Genomic DNA, 22,818 nt, shown 5'->3' on the forward strand with positions numbered 1-22,818 from the left:
CGTTTTACCCGCGCACACGCACCTCGCGCTTGTGCGCATTCGTGATCGCCTGCACAAAGGCCTGCATTTCTTCCGCCACGACTTCCAGCAGATCGTCGAGCGTCACGATGCCGATCAGCACGCTTTGCTCATCCGTCACCGGAACGCGCCGGATGCCACGCTGGCGCATGATGCCCAGCACATCGCTGATCGAATCGGATGGACGGGCGGTGACCGGATCGGCGGTCATGATGTCGGCGATGCGCAAGGACTGCGGATCGAAATCGCGTGCCACCGCAATGACCGCGATGTCGCGGTCGGTGACGATGCCCGTGACAACACGACCGATCGGCGCTTCCCGCACCACCACCAGGCTGCCGACATGCTCGTCGCGCATCAACTGCGCGCCTGTCTTCACACTCATCTCTTCAGTGACAAAAACGACGGAGCGATTGCAGACTTCGCCGATATCCATTTTCTCTCCCATGCTTTCCTCCATGCTTGATGCGGGGTCAGATTCAAGTGTGGTCCCAGGCGGCAGGGAGGGGTTGAGATAACTCAACGGCGCGGTAGGAGGCCGGGAAGACGTGAGCTCAACGCCCCTCGTTTGCAAAAAGATCGGAGGGAATCAGCGAATAGGCAATGGCATCGCTGGGTCGTCCCTGGAAAAGCAGGCGATTTCTGGCCATGCCTTCGCGGGTCGCACCGAGCTTCTCGGCGACGTGCTGGCTGCTCACGTTGTGCGGCAGGACGAATATTTCAAGCCGGGTCAGCGTTAGCTCCGTAAATGCGATATCGGTTGCGAAGCGCGCAGCCGCGCTTGCGATGCCATTGGCGCGACGGCTCTCGCGCACCCAGTACCCGAGGTTGCCGAAGTTGTAAGCGCGACTAAGATGGTTGATGCCAGTCCCGCCAAGACAGTTGCCCGTGGCGGCGTCGAAGATCCCCATCGGGTACTCGGCATTGCTTTCCCAACTCTGCAGGCAGTACCTGATCCAGCTTTCCGCGTCTGTCTGGGAGTAGCCGGGATAGCACCACGGAAACCAATAGCTCAGGGATTCCACCGATTCCCGAACGGCCGCAAAGAAGCTCTGTGCGTCTTCCGTCACAAATGGGCGAACCACGATCCGGCCGTCGCTGCGTACTATGTCGTGTCGCATAGAAATGTCAAAGTGCAAAAGAGTGCCAATTTAACACGGCGATTTCATGAAAGACGACGCACCCAGCCCTAAAAACCGGTGCCGCAGCTCTTGATAATCCCCGCCGCAAGCGCCACCTATATCAAAGGTGCGCTGAACCCGGCCGTGCCTGAAGGAATGCATTTGCGTTTACTCCCGTCGCCGCTGTAATTTGTGGATATCAACCAGACATGCCATCTTCTCTCGCATACCGATTCAGACGCTTGAAGCGCAGCGTGCTTGCCAAGACAGCATTGCTGTCCTCGCGCGTCAGCCCCTTGCTTCGACATGATGTTCCCCTCGCCAGGATGGAGTATGCAGGCGAGGAACAGAGCAGGAACCTGGTTATTTTTCTGCCCGGCATCGACGACCTCGCGGAGGATTTCGAGCGCAGGGGATTCATCGACGACATGCGGCGCCATGGCATTACGGCCGATGCGGTGGCGATCGATGCGCATTACGGTTACTACGCGTCGCGCACGATACACGAGCGCATCACCAGCGATGTCATCGATTCGGCACGTTCGGCCGGTTACGAGCAGATCTGGCTGGCAGGAATGTCTCTCGGCGGCTTCGGCGCTGCGTCCTATGCGGCGCGGCATGCATCGCATATTTCAGGCTTGTTGCTGTTCGCGCCTTACCTCGGCGGCGGACCATTGATCCGGGAGATCGCCGCAGCCGGCGGCCTCAGGAACTGGGAGCCGGGCGGCGTGCATGACGACGATTACCAGCGTGCATTGTGGCGCTGGTTCAAGGACCAATTTTCCAGTGCCGATCCGGCATTGCCGATCTATCTTAGCTATGGCAAACGCGACATGTTCCAGCGGGCCAACGGCCTGCTTGCCGATGCCTTGCCGGAAGACCGCGTCCTGTCGATTCCCGGCGGGCACAATTGGCGTACCTGGAAGGAGCTATGGCAGATGCTGCTACCGAACTGGAAGACCAGCCTGTAAGCCAGCCTGTGATGCATCGCCTTCTTTCGTGATGGCCAGCATGGCCCGATGCGCCGCGGCAGCCAGTTCCGGAACGGTCGCTGGGTCATCGCTTGAGGGCACGATCGTCAAGCCGATTTCCAGATGAATCGCACGCCGGCGCGGCCACCATGTTCCGGGCCGCAAGGCTTCCCGCACACCGTCCAATCCTGCTACCACAATCGGTACCCGTGCCCGCACCGCAGCGCGGAATGCTCCGGAGTGGAAGGGCCGCAGCCCCGGCTCCGGCACGAAACCTCCCTCCGGAAACACCACGATATTGCCCCCTTTGAGCAAGGCAGCAACGAGGATCTCCACGTTCGCTGTCTTGTGCCCCGGTTTGGAATGCTGCAGGACGATCGTTCCTATGCCTTTCAACAGGGGCCACAGCAGGCTCTGGCTTCGATACTGTTGCCGGACGATGAAGGCATAGCCCGGATCGCAGGGAAGCAGCGCGCTCAACACGAGGCCGTCAAGAAAACTGGTGTGATTGACCACCAGCATATGGGGAGAGGGCGGAAGACGTTCGATGCCGCCGACCGACAATGGCATGCGGACAAGACGGAAGATCAGCCGTGTTGCGAAGCGGGCAATGCGTCGCCCGCGTGGCAGTCCGAGGAGGGCGATCAGGCTGCCGAAGAGCAGCACAAGCAAGCCACCCACCACCCAGGCATAGACGCCATAAATCCATTCGCCGATACGCCGGGTTACTGTCATAGGTTGTGAGATGAGTGTCATGGCCGATCTTGTTCAATCGGCATCACTTCATACTAGAGAGACACCGCAGGCACTTGATTGAGACAGCTCAAGTTCTTCCGATCCTCGTTTCCTCGCATTTCGCCTGAAGTCTTGATCTGCGCACTTGAAAACAGGCAAGGCGCGGGTAGCATTTCCAAACAGGAAACAATTCATCCGGTGCCGACGCGCCTTCGCGCAGGGAGACATGTCCATGCTCTATCAGATCCACGAAAACAACCGTGCATGGATGGCACCTTTCGTCAACGCCGCGCATCTGTCCTACCTGTTCCTGAGCAATCCGGCTTCTCCATTTGCCTACAGCCCGTTCTCGCAGCGGCTCGCGGCCGGTTTCGAGCTGTTGTACCGTCTTGGCAAGGAATACGAAAAGCCGCGGTTTGAAATCGCGTCAGTCATGGTCGGCAACAACGATGTTGCGGTCACGAAGGAAACGGTGCTTGCCAAGCCGTTCTGTCATTTGCTGCACTTCAAGAAGGAATGGGGAGCGCTCAAAGAACCGAGGCTGAAGCAGCTCAGGGTGCTGCTCATGGCGCCGCTGTCGGGCCATCATGCGACCCTGCTGCGCGACACCGTCATGGCCTTGCTGCCGGCGCATGATGTCTACATCACCGACTGGATAGACGCGAAGATGGTGCCCTTGTCGCAAGGCGAATTCCATCTGCACGATTATGTGTACTACATACAGGAATTCCTGCATCTGCTCGCGCCGGGGCTGCATGTGATCTCGGTTTGCCAGCCTTCCGTGCCGGTGCTCGCGGCGGTGTCCCTGATGGCGACCGCGAAGGACCCCGACCTGCCGCGCTCGATGACCATGATGGGCGGGCCGATCGACACGCGCAAGTCGCCCACCGTGGTGGATCAGCTCGCGACCGAGCGCGACCTGGAATGGTTCGAGCGAACCGTGATCCACAAGGTCCCGCCCAATTATCCCGGCCATGGCCGTCGCGTGTATCCCGGCTTCGTGCAGCATTTCAGCTTCATCGCGATGAACGCCGCGCGCCACGCCCGCAGCTACCAGGAGTTTTACGAACACCTCGCGCAAAGCGGCGGCGACATGGTGACCGAGCATCATCGCCGCTTTTACGACGAATACAACGCCGTACTCGACATACCGGCCGAGTTTTATCTCGAAACGGTCAAGATCGTCTTCCAGGAAACGCGACTGGCCAACGGAACATGGAAAGTGGAAGGCAAGCCGGTGCGTCCGATGGACATCAAGAGCGTCGCGCTGCTCACCATCGAAGGCGAGTGGGACGACATCACCGGGCGCGGCCAGACCAAGGCGGCGCATCATCTTTGCCCGGGCATCCCGCGCGCGAAGCGGGAGCATTACGTGGTGCCGGAGGTGGGACACTTCGGCATTTTTTCCGGCCGCCGCTGGTATGAAAGGGTGTGTCCCAAGATCGCGCAATTCATCAAGGCACATGCTTGACTTCGCGTGTGGCCGAGTTGCGTAAAGGGCAAGTGGGCACGATTGCGCCGTTGCATGCGCGCGCGAAATCTTGACCTCAGTCAATGGATTCCGATCTGCCGGCGTAAGGTGTAAAGATTCCGTGATTAAATCGTTTTAACGAGAACATTTTTGCCGAGGCTTTCCGATGCTGAACACGACGACCAAGGAATCCGATTCGCCTTATCTCACCTGGACGAATGAGCTGGCCATTGGGCATGCGCTGATCGATGCGGACCACCAGCACATCTTCGATATTGCGAACCGGCTGCAGGCTGAAATTTCGGATGCGGAAACCGCCGAGCCGCCGGAATATTCGATCGTCGGTGAAGTCCTGGTGGAGCTGATCGAGCACACCGGCGGGCATTTCATGCGTGAGGAAGCGCTCATGCAGACGATCGGGTATCCCCTCTACGAAGCGCACAAGCGCGAACATGACATGCTGATGGAAAAGGTGAACCATCTTCATCGGCAGTTCATGGATGGCCAGAACAATCTTGCCCTTGAAGTCTCCGAATTCCTGCGCAAATGGCTGGTCCGCCATATTTTCAATTCCGACATGGAGCTGGGACGCAGCGTGCGCGCGCACGAATAACTACTTCCCTTCACCCCGCAGTCCGTCCGTCAGACCGGAAAGCATCTCGATCGGCAAGGGAAACACGATGGTCGAGGACTTGTCGCCGGCGATGCTGTTCAGGGTTTGCATGTAGCGCAGTTGCATCGCGCCCGGCTGCTGCGCAAGCACGTGCGCTGCCTGCATGAGCTTTTCCGAAGCCTGCAGTTCTCCCTCGGCATGAATCACCTTTGCCCGGCGCTCGCGTTCCGCCTCGGCCTGTCGCGCAATGGCGCGTATCATCGACTCATCGAGGTCGACATGCTTGATCTCCACGTTTGACACCTTGATGCCCCACGCGTCGGTCTGGGCGTCGAGCACTTGCTGAATGTCCAGATTGAGGCGCTCGCGCTCGGCCAGCATGTCGTCGAGTTCGTGCTTGCCGAGCACCGACCGCAATGTGGTTTGCGCGAGCTGGCTGGTCGCTTCGAAGAAATTGGCGACCTGGATGATGGCCTTGTCGGGTTCGACCACGCGGAAGTAGATGACGGCGTTGACCTTGACCGAGACATTGTCGCGGGAGATCACGTCCTGTGTCGGCACATCGAGCACGATGGTGCGCAGGTCGACGCGAATCATCTGCTGCACCGCCGGGATGATGAGTACCAGCCCCGGACCTTTTACCTTCCAGAAACGGCCGAGCTGGAAAACGACGCCGCGCTCGTATTCGCGCAGGATGCGAACCGACGACACGAGCAGCAGAATGAGCAGGATGGCGAGGCCGCCGAAGCTGAATCCGAAATCGATCAACATGCTTGTTCTCCTTGTGCGTGATTGCCGACGGGAACGACCTCCAGTGCCAAGCCCTTGCGCGCCACAACGCGGACTTTCTGCTTGCGATGCAACGGTGTCTTGCTGACGACGTGCCAGGTTTCGCCATGCAGGCGAGCCCAGGCGTCGTCCGGCGTATCGTCCACGACCTCCGCGATGGCGCCGATCAGATCGCTCGGCCCGCCGACGAGGGCGCGCCGCCGGGTCTTCAGCGCGATGCCGACGATCGCGCCGATCACCAGCGCGCTCAGTACCGCAACGGCCGCGATCAGCGCAAGCGGAATGCCGAATCCGGGCAGTTCGGTGTCGATCAGCATCAGCGCGCCCGCCACGAAGGCCGCCACGCCGCCCAGGCCGATGATCCCGAAGCTGGGCAGGAAGGCTTCCGCCACCATGAACGACAGGCCGAGAAGGATCAGCGCCAATCCCGCGTAGTTCACCGGCAGCAGTTGGAGCGCATACAGCGCGAGCAGCAGGCAAATGGCGCCGACCACGCCCGGCACGCCAAAGCCGGGACTCATGAACTCGAAAAGCAGGCCGTAGATGCCGATCGTCATCAGCAGCAAGGCGATGCCCGGATTGGTGATCGTGGACAGAAACTTCGAGCGCCAGTCGGGTGCCAGATCGATGACCGGCGCATCGCGTGTCTGCAGCAGTCTGTCCGTGCCCGCCACCTGGATTCTCTTTCCATCGAGCCGCGCCATCAGCGCCGGCACGTCGGCGGCGACGAGATCGACGACATGCATCTGCAGCGCCTCGTCCGCCGGAAGGCTGACTGCCTGGCGCACGGCCCGTTCGGCCCATTCCGTATTACGGCCGCGCAATTGCGCCAGCCCGCGGATATAGGCCGCCGCATCATTGACCTGCTTGTGCGTCATTGGCGAGGTCGTGGCATCGTCTGGCGAAGCGGGCTTGCCGCTTTTCTTGTCGCGCTCGTCGTTCTTGCCGTCCGGCGCGGGCTGCATCGGCGCGCCGAGCTGGACAGGCGTTGCGGCACCCAGATTGGTGCCGGGCGCCATTGCGGCAATATGGCTCGCGTAAAGGATATAAGTGCCGGCACTCGCCGCGCGCGCACCGCTGGGCGCCACAAAGCTGGCCACCGGAACCGGCGAGGCGAGGATCGCCTTGATGATCGAACGCATCGATGTGTCCAGCCCGCCTGGCGTGTCCATCTTCAGGATCACGAGCTGGCTACGGTCCCTGGCGGCGCGTGCGATTCCGCGCACGACATAATCGGCGCTGGCCGGGCCGATCGCATCATCGATGGTCAGCACAGTCACCGGCGCGGCGGCGAAGGCGGGAAGGCGGAAAAGCCCCAGCGTCAGCGCGAGCAGGGCGAGCAAGAACGCGCGGCGGACAGTCCTTTCTTGCCGGCCTGTCCGCGCGGCGTCAATGGCAACATTCTTCCGACCCGGCATGGCATCGCCTCGCACCCGTCTGCCCATGTTGCCGATCATGCACTTGCAAGATCGGGCCGGTATTGTGCGCGATCAGTTCGGGTAGCTTGGTGCGGTCGAGGTTTCCCTATACATGGTCGGGCTCGGGCGGCGGCGCCTCCGGAGGCGAATGCTCAGGAATGATTTCCGGTCGCGCCGGGCCGGGCGGGATGCCGGGGTCGGGCGGCGGCTCGGGCACCTCAGGCTCAGGCCGGTAGCCCGGGTTGATTTCCGGCTCCGGGTTGGGAACCGCCGGAATTTCCGGCGGCGTGTGAGGTGCTAGCTGATCCGATGGTCCTGTATTCACAGTCATATTTACATCGGGCCTGCCATGCCGGCGCCCGTCTGTGCCGATTTGCCGGAAAGCGGCATGCCGGTCTGCCCGCCTGCCATTTGCTGGCAGCTTTGGGCGCACGCCCGGCATGCCTGTACGCACTCGTCCATGTCGCCGATCTGTTCGCAGCTGTCGGCGCAGGCATCGCACACCTCGGCGCAGGCAGCGCAGATGCGTGCATGCAGCGCCGAGCTGCTCATCATGAAGTCGGCGCTGGTGCGGCAGATATCGGCGCAATTCATCATCAGCCGGAAATGTTCCGGCGCCACATGACGACCGCCGCTCTCAAGGCAGTGATTCATCGCCGTCTGCGTGCAGACACGGTAACAGTTCAAGCAATCGTCGATGCATTGCTTCATGTCCATGTTGGCGGAGGTGGACAGCATCTTGTTCTCCTCGAAAGTGGAAAGGGGCAGCAGGCTACGCAGCATTCATGCCATCGGTCGGAACACCTCGCGCCGTCCAGTGCAGCTCATCCAGACTTCTTCTTGTCCTCGCCGATCAGCAACTTGGTATCGCTGAGGAAGGTGTAGGCCGGCACTTCCAGGTTGCGCGGTGCCGGCACGTTCTTGAACACGCGTCCGGCCAGATCGAACTTGGAGCCGTGGCAGGGACAGTAGAACCCGCCGGGCCAATCGCTGCCGAGATCCGATGCGCCGCGCTCGGGACGGAATACCGGAACGCAACCGAGATGGGTGCAGATCCCGATCAGCACCAGGTAGGGCGGACGAATCGCGCGCGCCGGATTGGCGGCATAGGGCGGCTGCTGCGGCGCTGTCGAGTTCGGATCGGCCAGCAGATTGTTGTGCTTGCTCAGCTCGGCCACCATCTCATCGGTCCGGTGCAGTATCCAGATCGGCTTGCCGCGCCACTCGGCGGTGGTCAGCTTGCCTGGTCCGAGCGTGCTGATATCGACCTCGACGGGTGCGCCGGCGGCGCGGGCCGCCTCGCTGGGCTGCATGCTGGAGAGAAATGGATAAATGGCTGCGACGACGCCAGCGCCACCCACCACACTTGTTGCGGTGAGAAGGGCGTTGCGCCGGTCGGGGTCGGCAACGGAATCTGTCATGACGTTCTCCTTTCGGAAGGCATGGAGGGAAGATGACGGGTATTTCCGGAGCTGCGGATTGCATCTTCCATACCAGCCCGTGTTCCATCGCGCAGCCCCGGCCGGAAGCGGCCTGTTTTGTAAATTCTTACAAAGCCTGTGTAATCCGCTCGACTGACGTGCGCTGCTTCATGCAAGAAATGCACGGTTTCCTTGCTTCCCATGCATGAGCGCTGCAATCGGCGGCAACAGGAAATCGCGCGCTTTTGCGCATTCTCCAATTGCGTGATTGCGCGGCCCGAACTGCATGCATTTTCCACTTCTCTAAAAACATTCCCCAGGCGGCGCATTCCGAGGTGAAGGAGCAGATGACATGACAGCGATTGTACGCATCGATGACGAGGTCATTGAGGTTGACGACTTTGTCAGGATATTGAAGCTGACAGGACAGTTCGAGGGGCTGGTCGAGCAACTGGTGCGGGACAAGCTCACCGTTCGTGCGGCGAAGAAAAAGGGCATTCCGGTATCGCCCGACGAGATACAGGAAAGGGCCGACCAGTTCCGACGCGTGCAGGGCCTGCATCGGGCGGCCGACATGAATCATTACATGGATGCGCTCGGCGTCAGCCTGGATGAATTCGAGGAATTCATCACCGACAGCCTGTACCAGGAAAAGATGATGGCCGAGGTGTGCAACGACAAGGCGGTGGAGGCGTACTTCAAGCTGAATTCGCCCAAGTTCGACAGCATCGAGGTGAGCCACATCGTGATGAGCACGGAAGGCCAGGCCAAGGAAATGATTTCCGTCCTGCGCGACGATCCGGAGAGCTTCGAGGAAATGGCGCGCGAGCATTCCATCGCCGACACGCGCGAGAAGGGCGGGCTGATCGGCAAGGTGCTGCGCGGATCGCTCAAGACTGATATCGAGGCCAAGGTGTTCAATGCCTCGGTCGGCGATTTGCTCGGGCCGTTCCCGTCGCCGGACAAATCGTTCTACGAGATTTTCATGGTCAACGCGAAACATCCGGCCATGCTGGATGAGGAGACGGGCGCCGAGGTGCGGCGCTTGCTGCGCGAGGAATGGCTGATGGCGCGGGCGCAGGAACATATTATCGAAGCGAGGTAAGTCTTATTCGCAAGGCCGCGTTCTCTCCCCTGCATGGGGGAAGGGAACAGCCGGCAATCATGTTCAAGTCGTTCCCTGCGCAAACTCATGGAAGCCTCCGCCCAACCCCAATCCCTCGCCGATTTCCTGTCCTCGGTGGAAATCCTGTCCCCCTTTGCTCGCGAAGAGCTGGAGCAACTTTCCGAGCATGCCGAATCGCGCTTCTTTTCCTTCGGCGACACTGTCTGCAATGCCGGCGAACCAGCCAAGGGCTTGTATGTGATCAAGTCCGGCTCGGTGCGCATGTTCACCGAGGAGCACGGCAAGGAAATCAGCATGGGTGTGCGCAAAGCCGGCGAGGTGTTCGCCGACATTGCGATGCTGCGCGATTACCGCCACGAATCCTCGGTGCGCGCGTCGGCCAAGACCGAGCTGCTGTTCATTCCGCGCGAAATCATCGAGCCCATCATCAACCGCAATCCGGCCGCGTATGCCTTCGTGACGAGCTATGTCGCGATCAGTTCGGCGGGCGGCTTCGTGACGCGCCTGTTCGATCTGCGCGGCAAGGTCAACAAGAGCGAACTGGAGGAATTCATCCGCAGCGTCGGCGTCAAGCGCGTCGCCGCCGGCAAGGAAATCCTGAAACAGAACTCGCGCGACGACCGCCGCCTGTATGTGATCCGCCAGGGCGAAGTGCGCATCGTGCGCAGCGAGGAGGGCGAGGAATACACGCTGGCGACGCTGCGGCAGGGCGAGATCTTCGGCGAAAAGGCGTGCCTGATGCGGCAGGAACAATTGGCCTCGGTCGTCACCAATACCGAAGTCACGCTACTGGTGATTCCCGAAAAAACCATCCACGTGATTCTGGAGCGCAATCCGAAACTCGGTGAAGTATTGGAAGACCGCATCCGCATCATCGAGCGCGAACTGCATCGGCAAAAGAAACTGGCGGAGCGGCGCAAGCGTCCGGTGGTCCTCGATCTGCAGTCCAAGCCTGAATTCGGCGAGAAGATCATCAAGCGCTTCGCCTGGGTGGAACAGGCCGAAGAGATGGATTGCGGCGCGGCCTGTCTTGCGATGCTGTGCAAGCACTACGGCATTCCGATGACGCTCGGCAAATTGCGCGAACTGGCGAATGTCACCACCGCTGGCGCCACCATGGACAGCCTCGCACGCGCCGGCGAATCGCTCGGCTTCACCACGCGCGGCGTGCAATGCACCTACGAAGCTTTGCTCGGTTTCGAGCTGCCCTTCATCATCCACTGGGAGGGCTACCACTACGTGGTGGTGTACGGCATTTCCAAACAACAGGTCTGGATGGCCGACCCGGCGATCGGCTTCCGGAAAATGAGCGTGGAGGAATTCGAGCGCGGCTGGAGTGGCACCTGCCTTGTTTTCACGCCCGGCCAGAACCAGGTGAAGCTGGCGGCGGCGCGTTCGCCATGGATACGCTTCGTCGGTTATCTGCAACCCTACAGAAAGATACTCGCGCACCTGTTCCTGGCCACCTTCGTGATCCAGGTGCTGGGCATCGTGCCGCCGATGATCATCCAGAACATTCTGGACGGCGTGATCGTGCACCAGAACTTCAGTCTGCTGCACTTGCTGATCGCGGGCCTGATCATTTCCAATGTGTTCACGCAGCTGATGTCGACCATCCGTTCTTTCCTCGCCAACTTCATGGTGCGCAACATGGATTTCGCGATGATGTCGCAGTTCTTCAAGCACACCATGTCGCTGCCGTTCTCCTTCTTCGCCAAGCGCAAGACGGGCGACATCCTCGCGCGCTTCCAGGAGAACATCACCATCCGCGCCTTTCTGACGGAATCGACCGTCACCACCATCCTCAACCTGCTGATGGTCTTCCTCTACTTCACCATCATGTTCATGTACAACGTGAAGATGACGCTGGTGCTGATCGCCTTCGTCATTCCGATCATTGCGCTGACCGTGCTGGCGACGCCGAAGGTGAAGAACTATGCGCGCGAAGTGTTCACCGCATCGACCGATGCGCAAGCCTTCCTGATGGAAGCGCTCGGCGGCGTCGAGACGGTCAAGGGCATGGGCATCGAGCGGCCGGTACGGCTGAAGTGGGAGAAGAAATACGCCAAGTCGCTGGAGACGCAATACCGCGCGCAAACCTTCAACATCTGGATCTCGCTGGTCAGCCAGGTGCTGAACGCCGCCACCACGATCGCCATCCTCTGGGTCGGCGCCAACCTGGTGCTGGCGCGCGAACTCTCCATCGGCCAGTTGATGGCCTTCAACGCCTTGATGGGCAGCGTGTTGTCGCCCCTGATGGGACTGGTCGGGCTCTGGAGCCGGCTCAACGATGCCGGCGTGGCAATGGAACGCCTCGGTGATGTGCTGGACATGGAGCCGGAGCAGAGGCCGGAAGACCTGCCTTCGCGCGTGGTGCTGCCCGACCTGCAGGGCGAGATCAAGCTGGACAGCATCTATTTCCGCTACGGCGAAAGCGACACCCCCTATGTGCTGGAAAACATCAGCCTCGACATCAAGCCGGGCGAGCTGGTTGCCATCGTCGGCCGCAGCGGCTCGGGCAAGACCACGCTGGCCAAATTGCTGGTCGGCTTCTATCCGCCCACCGACGGCAAGATCATGGTGGACGGCTACGACATGAGCGTGATCGACAAGGAGTATTACCGTGCCCAGGTTGGCTATGTGATGCAGAGCAACCTGGTGTTCTCCGGCACCATCGCAGAGAACATCGCCAGCGGCGACGAAAGCCCGGATCGACGCCGCATCGAAGAAGTGGCGAAGATGGCCGATGCGCACGCCTTCATCGCCAAGATGCCGCTGGGTTACGAACAAGTCGTCGGCGAACGCGGCATGGGCCTGTCGGGCGGACAGGTCCAGCGTCTGTGCATCGCGCGCGCGCTCTACCATGATCCGCGTCTGCTGGTATTCGACGAAGCCACTTCCGCACTGGATACCCAGTCGGAAAGCAACATCATCGGCAACATGAGCGAAATCCTCAAAGGGCGCACCGCCGTGATCATTGCACACCGTCTCAGCACCATCATGCGGGCCGACAAGATCCTGGTGCTGTACGAGGGAGCGATCGTGGAACAGGGGCGGCATGAGGAACTGGTGGACCGGAAGGGGATGTACTACCAGCTCGTCCAGAAGCAACTGAGCGCGGCATGAAACTGTACAACCCTCTCGGACATGCCAGCTCCGCCGTCTCGTACGCGGGGCTGATCGAAAAAATCGAAATCCTGCGCACCACGCTGCGCTGGGCGTCGAAGCTGGAACGTTCGGATATTGAAAAGCTGCTGCGGCAATCCAACGCCTTGCGCGATGAAGTGATGCAGTTGTCGCACAAGGAGCGCTTCGTGCAGGCGGCATCGGCCGAACCGCTGCCGCAGGAACAGACACCTGGCGAGCGCCGGCAGGCGCTGCTGGACCGCAGTTTTGTCTTCGAGGGCACCTTCGGCGACAACCCGAAACTGCTCGAATCGCTGGAAATCGCCGAAAAGGCCGCGCCCACCGACCTGCCGGTGCTCATCGACGGCGAAAGCGGAACCGGCAAGGAACTGATGGCGAAAGTCATCCACGCCAACGGCTCGCGCGCCGACAAGCCTTACATCTCCGTCAACTGCGGCGCGATTCCCGACAACCTGCTCGAATCCGAATTGTTCGGCCACAAGAAGGGCGCCTTCACCGGTGCCTCCAACGACCGCAAGGGCAAGTTCGAAAGCGCGCACAAGGGCACCATCTTCCTCGACGAAATCGGCGAGCTGCCGCTGCCCGGTCAGGTCAAGCTGCTGCGCGTGCTGCAATCGCACGAGATCCAGCGCGTAGGTTCCGATGAACTCATCTCCGTCGATGCGCGCATCGTCGCCGCTACCAACAAGAACCTGCGCAAGCTGATCGAGGAGGGAACCTTCCGCGAAGACCTGTTCTACCGGCTCAGCGTCATCCATGTGACCCTGCCGCCGCTGCGCGAACGCAAGGACGAGATCCCTCTATTGTTTGCCTACTTCGGCGACGAAGCGGCCGAAGCGCTGAAACGGCCACCGATCAAGATGACGCCGCGCCTGCGCGATTTTCTGCTGAATTATGGCTATCCCGGCAACATCCGCGAACTGCGCAACCTGATCTACCGCCTGTCCTGCCTGGCCGGCGACACTGCCGACCTGAGCCATCTGCCTGAGGCCATCCGCCCACGGTCGTCCGTGCCGGTCGAACTTCCCGCAACCAGCGTACCGAGCTTTGCCTCGCTGAGCGACGCCAAGCGCGCCGCCAGCGACGAAGCGGAGCGGGCATTTCTGGAGCAGGGATTGCGCGAAGTCGGCGGCACGGTGGCAGAGTTGGCCCGGCGATGCGACATGAACCGCTCGCACCTGCAAATGCTGCTGAAGAAGCACGGCATTCACTCGAAGGATTTCAGAAAGCGCGGAGCGACGCAGAGCGGGAGTGCGGTGTAGGCGGCAGTGCTGATGCGGCGATGCCTAATAAGCGTAGGCGTTCTCACAAGGACGAGCAATTCGATCCATGGCATATTCACCCGTGGCGGGAGGCGCTACATTGCCTGTCTCCGCGAAGCGTCGCTCTCCGTTCAATCATCATCGCTGCAAGACCTGCGGGCGCCGCGGTCCCGCCTAAATGCGCCAGATGTTGTAAGCCATGAGGTTGGAAGATTCAACATCGCGAATCGTCGTTTGCTGGTTCTGACTGCCATCGATCGCGGATGGAGCGAATAGTTTCTTGTGATTGATTCTGTCGGCCAGGCGGCTGTAGAATCGGCCTGCCGCGTTTTGCGAGTGTATTAATGCCGTGCGCACGAGCGATAATTGTGAGGTAAATGCGGCGGAAAGCCGTTTTACAGGAGATCGGGGCTATACAGGTGCTAGGTTATGCCTACCGGAGTGCGCTGACATTAGAGAGCCTCAGTTGATATGGTGTTGTTTCTGACGCCTGAACGAACTCTGAATCGGATATTCCCAATACTTGGGCAAACCATGCTAGGGTATTTTCTTGGCCGTAGTGAAAAGGATAAATAGATGACCACCACGAACATCCGCTTCACCGTCCATCGCAAAGGCGGCCGACTTGGCGGTCAAACTCTTGAACATGCCGTTCCAGAGTTTGATTGGACTACGTTTAAGAATTTGCCCAATGCGGACGCTTTCGTAAAGAAGGCGTATTTCTCCGCTGCACAAAAAATCGTGCGTGAGCTTCATGAGGGTAAGAACGGTACTGAACTTCATCATCTTCAGTCTGTTGAAAATCTTATGGCGCGTTCTCTTAAATTCACACGAGAGGAAATTGAGGATTGGTGTGAAAGTCGAGAATGGGCAAAAGCGGCATTTCAAGTCGAGTCGGACAAGGCGATTAATTTTCTAAAACAAAACTTGCCGCTCCTCTCGACTAACGAATCGGCGTTTCCCGGAAAGCTGCGCGCGCGTGCTGCAGAAATTGTGGCTGAAGTGGCCGACGTCAAGGCTGACCCGGTGGCGGACTACCTATTCGTAAAGCTAACTCAGGAGCAGACAAAAGATGATTTGTTGCTGATTTTGTTGTAAACGTCTAACTCAATAACCCATTATCACGGTACCGCAATGCGTCCTGCTATAGCTCGGGCAACTCAGCAACTTCGCCGATCAGCTCAGTTGCTTGAGTATCGCCGCCTCAATTGGAAGGTGGAGACAAGCGCGAGGATTTGGCGCGAGTTTGAAGATTTCATTCTTTTGGGCAGAGAATTGGATCTCCCATTTACATTGCGCGTTTCCCGAGAGGGTGCGCCAAACGAAGAGACGATTCAAATCGCCGTGTCTCGCGCCAATACAGGTGTTGTCGATCGCAAGTACAGTTCACCTTTGGTTGAGCCGAGTCAAACCGATAGTCCGGTATTTGAGACCGGGGGTGAATTGGTTGCCTCTCAGTCAATCACCGGAGATGTCTGTTTCATTGCTTATCCACGTAGGTCGGATCGACTCAACCCAGAGAAGAAGGAGCTAATACTCTTCCATCCATTTGATCCCGTCGAGGTGACACCCTGTCTGATAAAGAAGGTCCTAAGGCGCTATCTGATCGTGCTGCAAGACAGCAGCTTTTTGGGTACTGAAGATGCTCTAACTTGGTCCGAGCGAATTGTGCTTGTATGGCTGTATTTCCGCGAACTCCGGAGCCGGCATGAACTTTATAGGTCATTACTCGCCATGCGGAACGAATGGGCTAAGGCAGTTACCGCAGGCGTTATTGCATTCGTTGTCGGGTACCTTAGCGCGAAATGCGGCACCTAACTCAAAAATCAGGCGAGATGTCTCATGCCCGTTGTCGCGGCCTAGGACCGTAAAACAAGCTGGAGTCCATTAATGGACACAAAATCTATATATTGCAGTAAATGCCGCGACGCCAACAGCCAGAAGATCGCGAGAGGTAAGACTGGCGCGGATATTTTTAGACGTGTTAGCGTTGTGAGCCAAAATAAAAATGGTTCATTTAAATGCGTGTGTGAGTGTTGTGGTCACACTTGGTCATCGGTGGCGGCTGAGGCAGCTGCACTATATAAACTGCATCACTAATGCACACTACTGCAATTCGACACTGACGCCTCTCGGCGCCAGTCAATGTAGTTGTTTAGGCTTTAGAAAAACTGAGTTGCTCAACGAGATAAATCTCAAGAAAGAGATACATTGGCGCCGATGCTGCATGCCGCTTCCCCTCGCCGGTCGCACCCACACGCCCGTACAAGCGCATCCACCCATCAGTGCTGATGCGCGCCGCCGAGGTAGGCGGCCTTTACTGCCGGATCGTTCTTCAGGCTTTCTGCGGGACCATGCACCGAAATCCGTCCGTTCTCCAGCACATAGCCGTAATCCGCCACGTTCAATGCAGCAGCCGCGAATTGCTCGACCAGCAGCATGGTCACGCCGCGTTCTTTCAGGCGGGAGATGATGCGAAACACCTCGTCGACCAGAATGGGTGCCAGGCCCATCGACGGTTCGTCCAGCAGCACCACTTCCGGATTGAGCATGATGGCGCGCGCCATGGCGAGCATCTGCTGCTCGCCGCCGGAGAGCGTGCCGGCCAGCTGGTTCTGGCGTTCCTTCAGGCGCGGGAACAGCTCCAGCGCCTGGCCCAGGTCGGTGTCGATATCGCCGCGTGTGCGCGAACGTGTGAAGCGCGGGAATGCGCCGAGCAGCAGGTTGTCCTTCACGCTCATGGTGGAAAACACGCGCCGTCCTTCCGGCGAGTGGGCCAGGCCGGCGCGGGCAATGCGGTACGAATCCATGCCCGTCACGTCCTTGCCGTCAAAGAGGACGTTGCCGCCTTTCGGCTTGAGCATGCCGGAGATGGCGCGCATGGTCGTGGTCTTGCCGGCGCCATTGGAGCCGATCAGGGTGACTACTTTTCCCTTGGGTACGTCGAGGGAAATACCGTGCAGCACCTCGACCTTGCCGTAGGCGGCGTGCAGATTTTGAATGGTAAGCATGTGGACCTCTCTTAAGCTGCCGCGGCACTGTCGGCGCCGCCACCCAGATACGCTTCAATCACGCGCGGATCGGCTTGCACCATGGCGGGCTTGCCTTCCGCGATCTTCTGACCGAAGTCGAGCACCGTGACCGTATCGCAGATCGACATCACCACATCCATGTGATGTTCGATCAGGATCAGGGTGATGCCGTGCTCGCGGATCTTCCGGATGATCGAGACCAGCTCCTTGATGTCGGGCGCGGTGAGTCCCGCGGCCGGTTCGTCGAGCAGCAGCAGGTTCGGATTGAGGCCCAGCGCACGGCCGATTTCCAGCAGGCGCTGCTTGCCGTAGGGCAGATTGCGCGCCTCCTCGTTGGCAAGCTCGGGCAGGCCGACGAACTTCAGGATGCTGGCTGCGCGAATGCGCGCGCTGTGCTCCTCCTCGCGATAGCGGCGGGTCTGCAGCATCACGTCGAGAATGTTCGACTTGAAAGTGTGATGCAGGCCCACCAGCACGTTTTCGGTCGCCGTCATTTCCCCGAACAACTGCACATTCTGGAAGGTGCGCGCCACGCCGCCCAGGGCAATCGCCGACGGCGTCGCGCCCGAGATCACGCGGCTGTTGAATTCCACCGCGCCCGCCGTCGGCTGATAGATGCCGGTGAGCACGTTCATCATGGTGCTCTTGCCGGAACCGTTGGGGCCGATCAGCCCGTGGATGGAACCGGTGACCACGTTCAGGTTGACCTGGTTGAGCGCTTTCAGGCCGCCGAACTGCATCAGCACCTGGCGCGCGGCGAGCAGGGTGCCGCCGATCTTCACGCTTTGATCCGGCGCCGCCCATGCATGTTTCTCGTCGCCTTGCTCGTGGTATTCCTGATGACGATGCACAGCCTGCGGGCGAATCTTCTCGACGACGCCGCGCAGATAGCCGACGATGCCGTCCTGCAGGTAATACACGACGAAGAGCGTCATCAGGCCGAAGATGGTCAGACGCCAGTCGGTGATGTTTTCAAGGCGATAGGAGAACACCGCCATGCCGATGGTCGATGCCATCGGAACCATCACGTCGCGAATCGACCTTGTCTTCTTGCTCAGCATGAAGGCGCAGCTTGCCACCACCACGACGGCGGCGGTTACGGCAATCTTGCGGAACAGTTCGATGTCCGACAGCAGGCTGGGCAGCATCACCACGATGAGCGCACCGAGCAGGGCACCGGAGCGGGTCTTGCGGCCGCCCATGATGACTGCCAGCAGGAACAGGATGGTCAGTTCAAAGTTGTAGGTATTCGGCGAAATGTACTCTTCCGAATACGTGTAGAGCCCGCCCGCCAGTCCTGCCAGTCCGGCGCTGATCACGAAGGCGTAGACCTTGTAGCGATACACCGACACGCCCATGCAGTCCGAGGCGACCGGACTGTCGCGCAAGGCCTGGAAGGCCCGGCCCAGGTGTGACTTGAGGATGCGATGGACCACGATCAGGGACAGCACCATCAGCACGGCGACCACATAGAAATACGCAACCTCGCCCAGCTTGACGCCGAAAAAGGACGGCTTCGGCACCTTGATGCCGAGCGGGCCTTCGGTGAGGAAGGTCATTTCATTGATGAGGATCTGCACGATGGTGCCGAAGGCGAGCGTCACCATGGCGAGGTAGGGCCCCGTCACGCGCAGCGCGGGCAGAGCCAGCAGCGCGCCGAACACGGCCGTCACGGCGATGCTTGCCGGCACCGCGATGAAGAACGGCATGCCGAGCTTGAATACCAGGACGCCGGTGGTGTACGAGCCGATGCCAAACAGCGCTGCATGGCCGAGCGACACCTGTCCCGTATATCCCACCACGATATCCAGCCCGAACAGCAGGATCGCGTAGATCAGGATGGTTTCCGCGAGATGGATGTAATACGGATTGTGGAAGACCTGCGGAAACAGCGCGAGCGCGGCGATGCCGAGCAGGGCAAGAATGCGATTTTTGTTGAGCATGTTTACACCTTCTTGATCGCAGCTTTGCCGAACAGGCCGGCAGGTTTGACGGCCAGCACCAGCAGCAACAGCAGCAGGCCCGGCACTTCCTTGTAGCCGGTCGAAATGTAGAAGCCGGTCAGCGTTTCGGCGACGCCCAGGATCAGCCCGCCGACGATCACGCCGATGCCCGAGGTCAGGCCGCCGATGATGGCCACCGCGAAGGCTTTCAGACCGAGCGCCGAACCCATGGTCGCGCCGGTCAGCGTCAGCGGCGCGACCAGCACGCCGGCAAAGGCGGCGGTCGCGGAAGACAGGGCATAAGAGAAGGTGATCACCATGCTGGTGTTGATGCCCATCAGGCCGGCCGCGTCACGGTCGTTGGAGGTGGCGACCACTGCCTTGCCGTAGATCGACTTGCGGTTGAACATCTCGACCGCGAACATCATCGCCAGCGCGCCGATCACCACCACGATCTGCATCGGCTGCACATTGGCGCCGAAGACCTGCAGCGGCGCGGCCGACAGCGGCGAGGGGAAGGTCAGGTCATCCTTGCCCCAGATGTTTTCGGCGACGTTCTTGAAAATGATCGCCAGCGCGATGGTCGACATGATCCAGCCGAATTCCGACTTGATCTTGATGGCCGGCCGCACGCCGATCCATTCGACGATGGCGCCTTGCAGCGCACCGAACAGGATCACCAGCGGAATCATCAGCCAGTAGTTGAGATAAGGCCCGCCGTGGATGTTGCCCACCAGGCTGAGGCCGACCAGTGCGCCGAGCATGAGCGCTTCGCCCTGGCCGAAATTGAGCGTGCCGGAAGTCGCGAAGGTGAGCTGATAGCCGAATGCGATGACGGCGTAGATCATGCCCAGCGCGATACCGCTGAATGCGAGTTGAAGAAGAATATCCATGATTGCCTTGGAAGCTGAGCGCGGAATAGCGCTCCTCCCCCTTCAAGGGGGAGGTTGGAAGGGGGATGGGTTTGCGCCGTGCAGCCAAAAACCCATCCCCACCCCAACCCTCCCCTTGAAGGGGAGGGAGCGTTCTCTCATGAGCGGAGTTATTTAATACTTCGAGAGGATGTAAGTGAACTTACTGCGCGCGCACCACGTGGCCGCCCTTGACCATGCCCATGACCGGCATGCCCATCTTGACGGCTTCATGGTCAGCCTTGGTGAACGGCTTGTCGTAGGTCGTGACGACGCCGTCAACCTTGGTCTGCAGGCTTTCCAGCGCAGCACGTACCTTCGGGCCTTCGGTCGAGCCGGCCTGCTTGATGGCGGCGGCGAGCAGGTAGACCGAGTCATATCCCTGCGCGGCGGACACCGGCGAGGGGATGCGGCCGTTGGCCGGCTTGTAGGTGGCGACATAGGCATCGATGAAGGCCTTGCGCTTCGGCGTGTTCGCTTCCTGGATGAAGGTCTGCGGCATCAGCGCGCCTTCGCCGTTCTTGCCGGCGTTGTCGATGAAGTTGCCCATGGAGAGAGTCCAGCTGCCGATCATCGGCACCTTCCAGCTCAGCTTTTCCATGCCGTTGGCGATCTGGGCCAGCTCGGGGCCGATGCCGTAGGTCAGGATGGCTTGCGCGCCGGCTGCCTTGGCCTTCAGCAGTTGCGCCGTCATGTCGACGTCCTTGATGTTGAACTTTTCGACGGCGACCGGCTTGACACCTTTCTTGTCGAGCGCCTTTTCCAGGTCCTCGCGGCCGAGCTGGCCGTAGTTGGTGGAGTCGGCCAGGATCGCGACCTTGGTCAGCTTGCGCTTGCCGATGGCTTCATCGACGATCATCGCGGACTGGATGGTGTCGTGTGCAGCGTTGCGGAAAATGTAGTTCTCGGGCTGGTCATCAAACTGGTGCGTGACCAGCGTGCCGGTTGCCACATTGTTCATGACGGGAATCTTGGCTTCCTGATAGAAGCGCTGGGAGGCGAGCGACACGCCGGTGTTGATGAAGCCGACGGTGGCGACGACTTTTTCCTTGTTGATCAGTTCCTGCGCCACTTGCACGCCGCGCTCGTTCTTCGCTTCGTCGTCGCGTTCCACGAGCTGGATCTGGCGGCCGAGCACGCCGCCGTTCTTGTTGATTTCGGCGACGGCCAGCTTCACGCCGTCACGCATCGAAACACCCATGGGAGAAGAACCGCCCGTGAACGGCCCGGACACACCGATCTTGACGGGATCTGCGGCGATGCCCGCGACGGACCAGCTTACCAATGCAGCAGCAATCAGCGTTTTCGCTTTGTATGTCATGTCTTCCTCTAACTTTTATCTTCATTTTTGGAAACGTGCCGGATGATTCCGACATCGAATGTTACGTATCGACGACGACGCCATTTGACTGGCACCGACGGCCTTATCCGTAACGCAAGAAGGGTATTACGAGTTGCGCATATGCGCAAACCGTATAACTACGTAGTTATAGACACAATTAGAGAGCGGGCTTGTCTGGATGGCAATGCTGCCGTTGAGACGGATTAAAAGAATATGTCCCGATGAATAAGGGAAAGACAGGATATCGATTCAATAACGGCCGGATGGCAGATCCGGGCTCTTTTGTCGCTCCTGTACCACTCATTTCACGGACACGTTGCATGTTCGTGACACGGCCGGAAAGGATGTCGATCATGCTGGAGGTTTTCTGGAAAAATTGATCCAGATTAACTTTAAAGATTCTTTCCAAATATATGATTTATTCCGTGCGGAAAGACAGCCGTCCGAATAGGGACTGCCACGCGCTTCGACTTGCATTTTGACCCGACGCATTGTTGCCGCAATTGACACACTACTCACTCGACACTTGAACATGAAGACTCCGAAGCTGTTGCTCCTCGCCGCTGCCGTCAGCGCCATTCCCTCACTGAGCTTCGCCAGCTGCGGCGCCGCCTTTTGCACGGTCAATTCCAACTGGACATCGGAAAGCGCGATGGTGGACGCGACCTCGTCCTTCGATTTGCGTTATGAATTCATCAAGCAGGACCAGCCGCGTACCGGAACCGACAACATTGCGGTCGGCCAGATCCCGCATCACCATGATGAGGTCAGCACCTACAACCGCAATCTCGTCGCCAGCTACAGCCGCAGCTTTGGCTCCGGCTGGGGCGTGTCGGTGATCGCGCCGATGGTCGATCGTGACCACACGCACATTCACAATCATCGCGGCGTGCAAGTGGTGGAGCAATGGAATTTCAGCGAGCTCGGCGACATGCGCGTCATTGGCCGCTACCAGTTGCCGATGATCGGCGATCCGATCAACGCCAGCACCGCCGGCTTCACCTTCGGATTGAAGCTGCCGACCGGCAGGACCGATGTGGCGAATGCCGATGGCGACGTGGCCGAGCGCAGCCTGCAGCCGGGATCAGGCACCACCGATCTGATCGCAGGTGCCTACTACCACCAGAAACTCCCGCTCAGCAATTCGTCCTGGTTCGCGCAGGTCCAGTATCAGCATGCGCTGAATGAACACGACGGATTCAAGCCCGGCGCGCAGTTCGGCGCGGACCTCGGCTATCGTTATGGCGTGAGCGACAATCTCGGCGCGCTGGTTCAGCTCAATGCCGTCGTCAAGCATCGCGACAGCGGTACCGACGCCGAACCGGCCGACAGCGGCAGCCGCTCGGTATTCATCAGTCCCGGGCTCAGCTATGCGGTGGCGAGCAACCTGCAGCTGTATGGCTTCTACCAGCATCCGATCTACCAGAACGTCAACGGCGTTCAGCTGACGGCGAAGCGCGCGTTCGTACTCGGCCTGAGCGGGCGGTTCTGAATACGG

The 22,818-nt window shown here is 59.7% G+C and carries 21 protein-coding genes; 9 read left to right on the plus strand and 12 right to left on the minus strand.

Features of this window, described 5'->3' with window-relative positions; genetic code table 11:
- Nucleotides 1-4: 4 nt before the first annotated feature.
- Nucleotides 5-466: a CBS domain-containing protein gene (locus E6W33_RS08775; RefSeq protein WP_168798576.1), complete on the minus strand. Its 462-nt coding sequence runs from the start codon at nucleotides 464-466 to the stop codon at nucleotides 5-7.
- 106 nt (nucleotides 467-572) lie between these two features.
- Nucleotides 573-1,139, minus strand: coding sequence for a GNAT family protein (locus E6W33_RS08780; protein ID WP_136416495.1), 567 nt, complete (start codon nucleotides 1,137-1,139; stop codon nucleotides 573-575).
- Nucleotides 1,140-1,348: 209 nt separating this feature from the next.
- Between E6W33_RS08780 and E6W33_RS08785 the strand changes: the two genes are divergently transcribed.
- Nucleotides 1,349-2,110: an alpha/beta hydrolase gene (locus E6W33_RS08785; RefSeq protein ID WP_136416498.1), complete on the plus strand. Its 762-nt coding sequence runs from the start codon at nucleotides 1,349-1,351 to the stop codon at nucleotides 2,108-2,110.
- On the opposite strand, the gene E6W33_RS08790 is transcribed toward E6W33_RS08785, so the two are convergent.
- Nucleotides 2,084-2,866 carry a lysophospholipid acyltransferase family protein gene (locus tag E6W33_RS08790; RefSeq protein ID WP_136416500.1) on the minus strand — a complete coding sequence of 261 codons (783 nt, stop codon included), beginning with the start codon at nucleotides 2,864-2,866 and terminating at the stop codon, nucleotides 2,084-2,086. The genes E6W33_RS08785 and E6W33_RS08790 overlap by 27 nt on opposite strands.
- Nucleotides 2,867-3,077: 211 nt before the next feature.
- On the opposite strand from E6W33_RS08790, the gene phaZ reads away from it, so the two are divergent.
- Entirely contained in the window at nucleotides 3,078-4,316 is a 1,239-nt protein-coding gene (gene phaZ, locus E6W33_RS08795; protein WP_136416801.1) for a polyhydroxyalkanoate depolymerase, read from the plus strand.
- A gap of 166 nt (nucleotides 4,317-4,482) precedes the next feature.
- Entirely contained in the window at nucleotides 4,483-4,929 is a 447-nt protein-coding gene (locus E6W33_RS08800; protein WP_136416502.1) for a bacteriohemerythrin, read from the plus strand.
- Here the strand turns inward: E6W33_RS08800 and E6W33_RS08805 are convergent, their stop codons facing one another.
- From E6W33_RS08805 to petA, 5 genes are all read right to left on the minus strand, one after another.
- Nucleotides 4,930-5,694 carry a slipin family protein gene (locus E6W33_RS08805; protein ID WP_136416803.1) on the minus strand — a complete coding sequence of 255 codons (765 nt, stop codon included), beginning with the start codon at nucleotides 5,692-5,694 and terminating at the stop codon, nucleotides 4,930-4,932. It abuts the gene before it with no gap.
- Nucleotides 5,694-7,136 carry a nodulation protein NfeD gene (locus E6W33_RS08810; RefSeq protein ID WP_136416504.1) on the minus strand — a complete coding sequence of 481 codons (1,443 nt, stop codon included), beginning with the start codon at nucleotides 7,134-7,136 and terminating at the stop codon, nucleotides 5,694-5,696. Before E6W33_RS08810 ends, E6W33_RS08805 begins: the two co-directional genes overlap by 1 nt.
- Nucleotides 7,137-7,242: 106 nt before the next feature.
- Complete coding sequence (locus E6W33_RS26985) at nucleotides 7,243-7,467, minus strand: hypothetical protein (protein WP_168798577.1); 225 nt, start codon at nucleotides 7,465-7,467, stop codon at nucleotides 7,243-7,245.
- A gap of 2 nt (nucleotides 7,468-7,469) precedes the next feature.
- On the minus strand, nucleotides 7,470-7,874 hold the full coding sequence (locus E6W33_RS08815; RefSeq protein WP_247869582.1) for a four-helix bundle copper-binding protein: 405 nt from the start codon (nucleotides 7,872-7,874) through the stop codon (nucleotides 7,470-7,472).
- Nucleotides 7,875-7,960: 86 nt separating this feature from the next.
- Entirely contained in the window at nucleotides 7,961-8,557 is a 597-nt protein-coding gene (gene petA, locus E6W33_RS08820) for a ubiquinol-cytochrome c reductase iron-sulfur subunit (protein ID WP_136416506.1), read from the minus strand.
- A 352-nt stretch (nucleotides 8,558-8,909) separates the two neighbouring features.
- On the opposite strand from petA, the gene E6W33_RS08825 reads away from it, so the two are divergent.
- From E6W33_RS08825 to E6W33_RS08845, 5 genes are all read left to right on the plus strand, one after another.
- Entirely contained in the window at nucleotides 8,910-9,662 is a 753-nt protein-coding gene (locus E6W33_RS08825) for a peptidylprolyl isomerase (RefSeq protein ID WP_136416508.1), read from the plus strand.
- 87 nt (nucleotides 9,663-9,749) lie between these two features.
- The gene (locus E6W33_RS08830; protein WP_136416510.1) at nucleotides 9,750-12,809 is read left to right on the plus strand and encodes a peptidase domain-containing ABC transporter; all 3,060 of its coding nucleotides are present in this window, start codon (nucleotides 9,750-9,752) and stop codon (nucleotides 12,807-12,809) included.
- Nucleotides 12,806-14,092 (plus strand): sigma 54-interacting transcriptional regulator, encoded by a 1,287-nt coding sequence (locus E6W33_RS08835; RefSeq protein WP_136416512.1) that lies wholly within the window; start codon nucleotides 12,806-12,808, stop codon nucleotides 14,090-14,092. The genes E6W33_RS08830 and E6W33_RS08835 overlap by 4 nt, the downstream gene beginning before the upstream one ends.
- Before the next feature lie 576 nt (nucleotides 14,093-14,668).
- Nucleotides 14,669-15,190, plus strand: coding sequence for a hypothetical protein (locus E6W33_RS08840; RefSeq protein ID WP_136416514.1), 522 nt, complete (start codon nucleotides 14,669-14,671; stop codon nucleotides 15,188-15,190).
- Nucleotides 15,191-15,277: 87 nt separating this feature from the next.
- The gene (locus tag E6W33_RS08845) at nucleotides 15,278-15,910 is read left to right on the plus strand and encodes a hypothetical protein (RefSeq protein WP_136416516.1); all 633 of its coding nucleotides are present in this window, start codon (nucleotides 15,278-15,280) and stop codon (nucleotides 15,908-15,910) included.
- A gap of 464 nt (nucleotides 15,911-16,374) precedes the next feature.
- Here E6W33_RS08845 and E6W33_RS08850 read toward each other — a convergent pair whose 3' ends face one another.
- The 4 genes from E6W33_RS08850 to E6W33_RS08865 all read right to left on the minus strand — a co-directional run bounded on the left by E6W33_RS08850 (nucleotide 16,375) and on the right by E6W33_RS08865 (nucleotide 21,299).
- Nucleotides 16,375-17,103 carry an ABC transporter ATP-binding protein gene (locus E6W33_RS08850; RefSeq protein ID WP_136416518.1) on the minus strand — a complete coding sequence of 243 codons (729 nt, stop codon included), beginning with the start codon at nucleotides 17,101-17,103 and terminating at the stop codon, nucleotides 16,375-16,377.
- An 11-nt stretch (nucleotides 17,104-17,114) separates the two neighbouring features.
- A complete protein-coding gene (locus E6W33_RS08855; protein WP_136416521.1) occupies nucleotides 17,115-19,067 on the minus strand; it encodes a branched-chain amino acid ABC transporter ATP-binding protein/permease in 1,953 nt (650 codons plus the stop codon).
- Nucleotides 19,068-19,069: 2 nt separating this feature from the next.
- Complete coding sequence (locus E6W33_RS08860) at nucleotides 19,070-19,960, minus strand: branched-chain amino acid ABC transporter permease (protein WP_136416523.1); 891 nt, start codon at nucleotides 19,958-19,960, stop codon at nucleotides 19,070-19,072.
- Between the two features lie 181 nt (nucleotides 19,961-20,141).
- The gene (locus tag E6W33_RS08865; RefSeq protein ID WP_136416525.1) at nucleotides 20,142-21,299 is read right to left on the minus strand and encodes an ABC transporter substrate-binding protein; all 1,158 of its coding nucleotides are present in this window, start codon (nucleotides 21,297-21,299) and stop codon (nucleotides 20,142-20,144) included.
- Nucleotides 21,300-21,852: 553 nt separating this feature from the next.
- Here E6W33_RS08865 and E6W33_RS08870 point away from each other — a divergent pair.
- Complete coding sequence (locus tag E6W33_RS08870; RefSeq protein WP_211097271.1) at nucleotides 21,853-22,812, plus strand: transporter; 960 nt, start codon at nucleotides 21,853-21,855, stop codon at nucleotides 22,810-22,812.
- The last annotated feature ends 6 nt before the right edge of the window (nucleotides 22,813-22,818 follow it).

It is taken from the genome of Herbaspirillum sp. ST 5-3, from assembly GCF_004804275.1.
Taxonomy (GTDB): domain Bacteria; phylum Pseudomonadota; class Gammaproteobacteria; order Burkholderiales; family Burkholderiaceae_D; genus Noviherbaspirillum.

Bases quoted from the DNA above. Each gene is read 5' to 3' on its own strand.
- E6W33_RS08855 (WP_136416521.1), bottom strand. From the start codon at position 19,067: ATGCTCAACAAAAATCGCATTCTTGCCCTGCTCGGCATCGCCGCGCTC.
- petA (WP_136416506.1), bottom strand. From the start codon at position 8,557: ATGACAGATTCCGTTGCCGACCCCGACCGGCGCAACGCCCTTCTCACC.
- E6W33_RS08840 (WP_136416514.1), top strand. From the start codon at position 14,669: ATGACCACCACGAACATCCGCTTCACCGTCCATCGCAAAGGCGGCCGA.
- E6W33_RS08775 (WP_168798576.1), bottom strand. From the start codon at position 466: ATGGGAGAGAAAATGGATATCGGCGAAGTCTGCAATCGCTCCGTCGTT.
- E6W33_RS08790 (WP_136416500.1), bottom strand. From the start codon at position 2,866: ATGACACTCATCTCACAACCTATGACAGTAACCCGGCGTATCGGCGAA.
- E6W33_RS08850 (WP_136416518.1), bottom strand. From the start codon at position 17,103: ATGCTTACCATTCAAAATCTGCACGCCGCCTACGGCAAGGTCGAGGTG.
- E6W33_RS08860 (WP_136416523.1), bottom strand. From the start codon at position 19,960: ATGGATATTCTTCTTCAACTCGCATTCAGCGGTATCGCGCTGGGCATG.
- E6W33_RS08865 (WP_136416525.1), bottom strand. From the start codon at position 21,299: ATGACATACAAAGCGAAAACGCTGATTGCTGCTGCATTGGTAAGCTGG.
- E6W33_RS08830 (WP_136416510.1), top strand. From the start codon at position 9,750: ATGGAAGCCTCCGCCCAACCCCAATCCCTCGCCGATTTCCTGTCCTCG.
- phaZ (WP_136416801.1), top strand. From the start codon at position 3,078: ATGCTCTATCAGATCCACGAAAACAACCGTGCATGGATGGCACCTTTC.
- E6W33_RS08825 (WP_136416508.1), top strand. From the start codon at position 8,910: ATGACAGCGATTGTACGCATCGATGACGAGGTCATTGAGGTTGACGAC.
- E6W33_RS08780 (WP_136416495.1), bottom strand. From the start codon at position 1,139: ATGCGACACGACATAGTACGCAGCGACGGCCGGATCGTGGTTCGCCCA.
- E6W33_RS08800 (WP_136416502.1), top strand. From the start codon at position 4,483: ATGCTGAACACGACGACCAAGGAATCCGATTCGCCTTATCTCACCTGG.
- E6W33_RS08835 (WP_136416512.1), top strand. From the start codon at position 12,806: ATGAAACTGTACAACCCTCTCGGACATGCCAGCTCCGCCGTCTCGTAC.
- E6W33_RS08810 (WP_136416504.1), bottom strand. From the start codon at position 7,136: ATGCCGGGTCGGAAGAATGTTGCCATTGACGCCGCGCGGACAGGCCGG.
- E6W33_RS08785 (WP_136416498.1), top strand. From the start codon at position 1,349: ATGCCATCTTCTCTCGCATACCGATTCAGACGCTTGAAGCGCAGCGTG.
- E6W33_RS26985 (WP_168798577.1), bottom strand. From the start codon at position 7,467: ATGACTGTGAATACAGGACCATCGGATCAGCTAGCACCTCACACGCCG.
- E6W33_RS08870 (WP_211097271.1), top strand. From the start codon at position 21,853: ATGAAGACTCCGAAGCTGTTGCTCCTCGCCGCTGCCGTCAGCGCCATT.
- E6W33_RS08815 (WP_247869582.1), bottom strand. From the start codon at position 7,874: ATGCTGTCCACCTCCGCCAACATGGACATGAAGCAATGCATCGACGAT.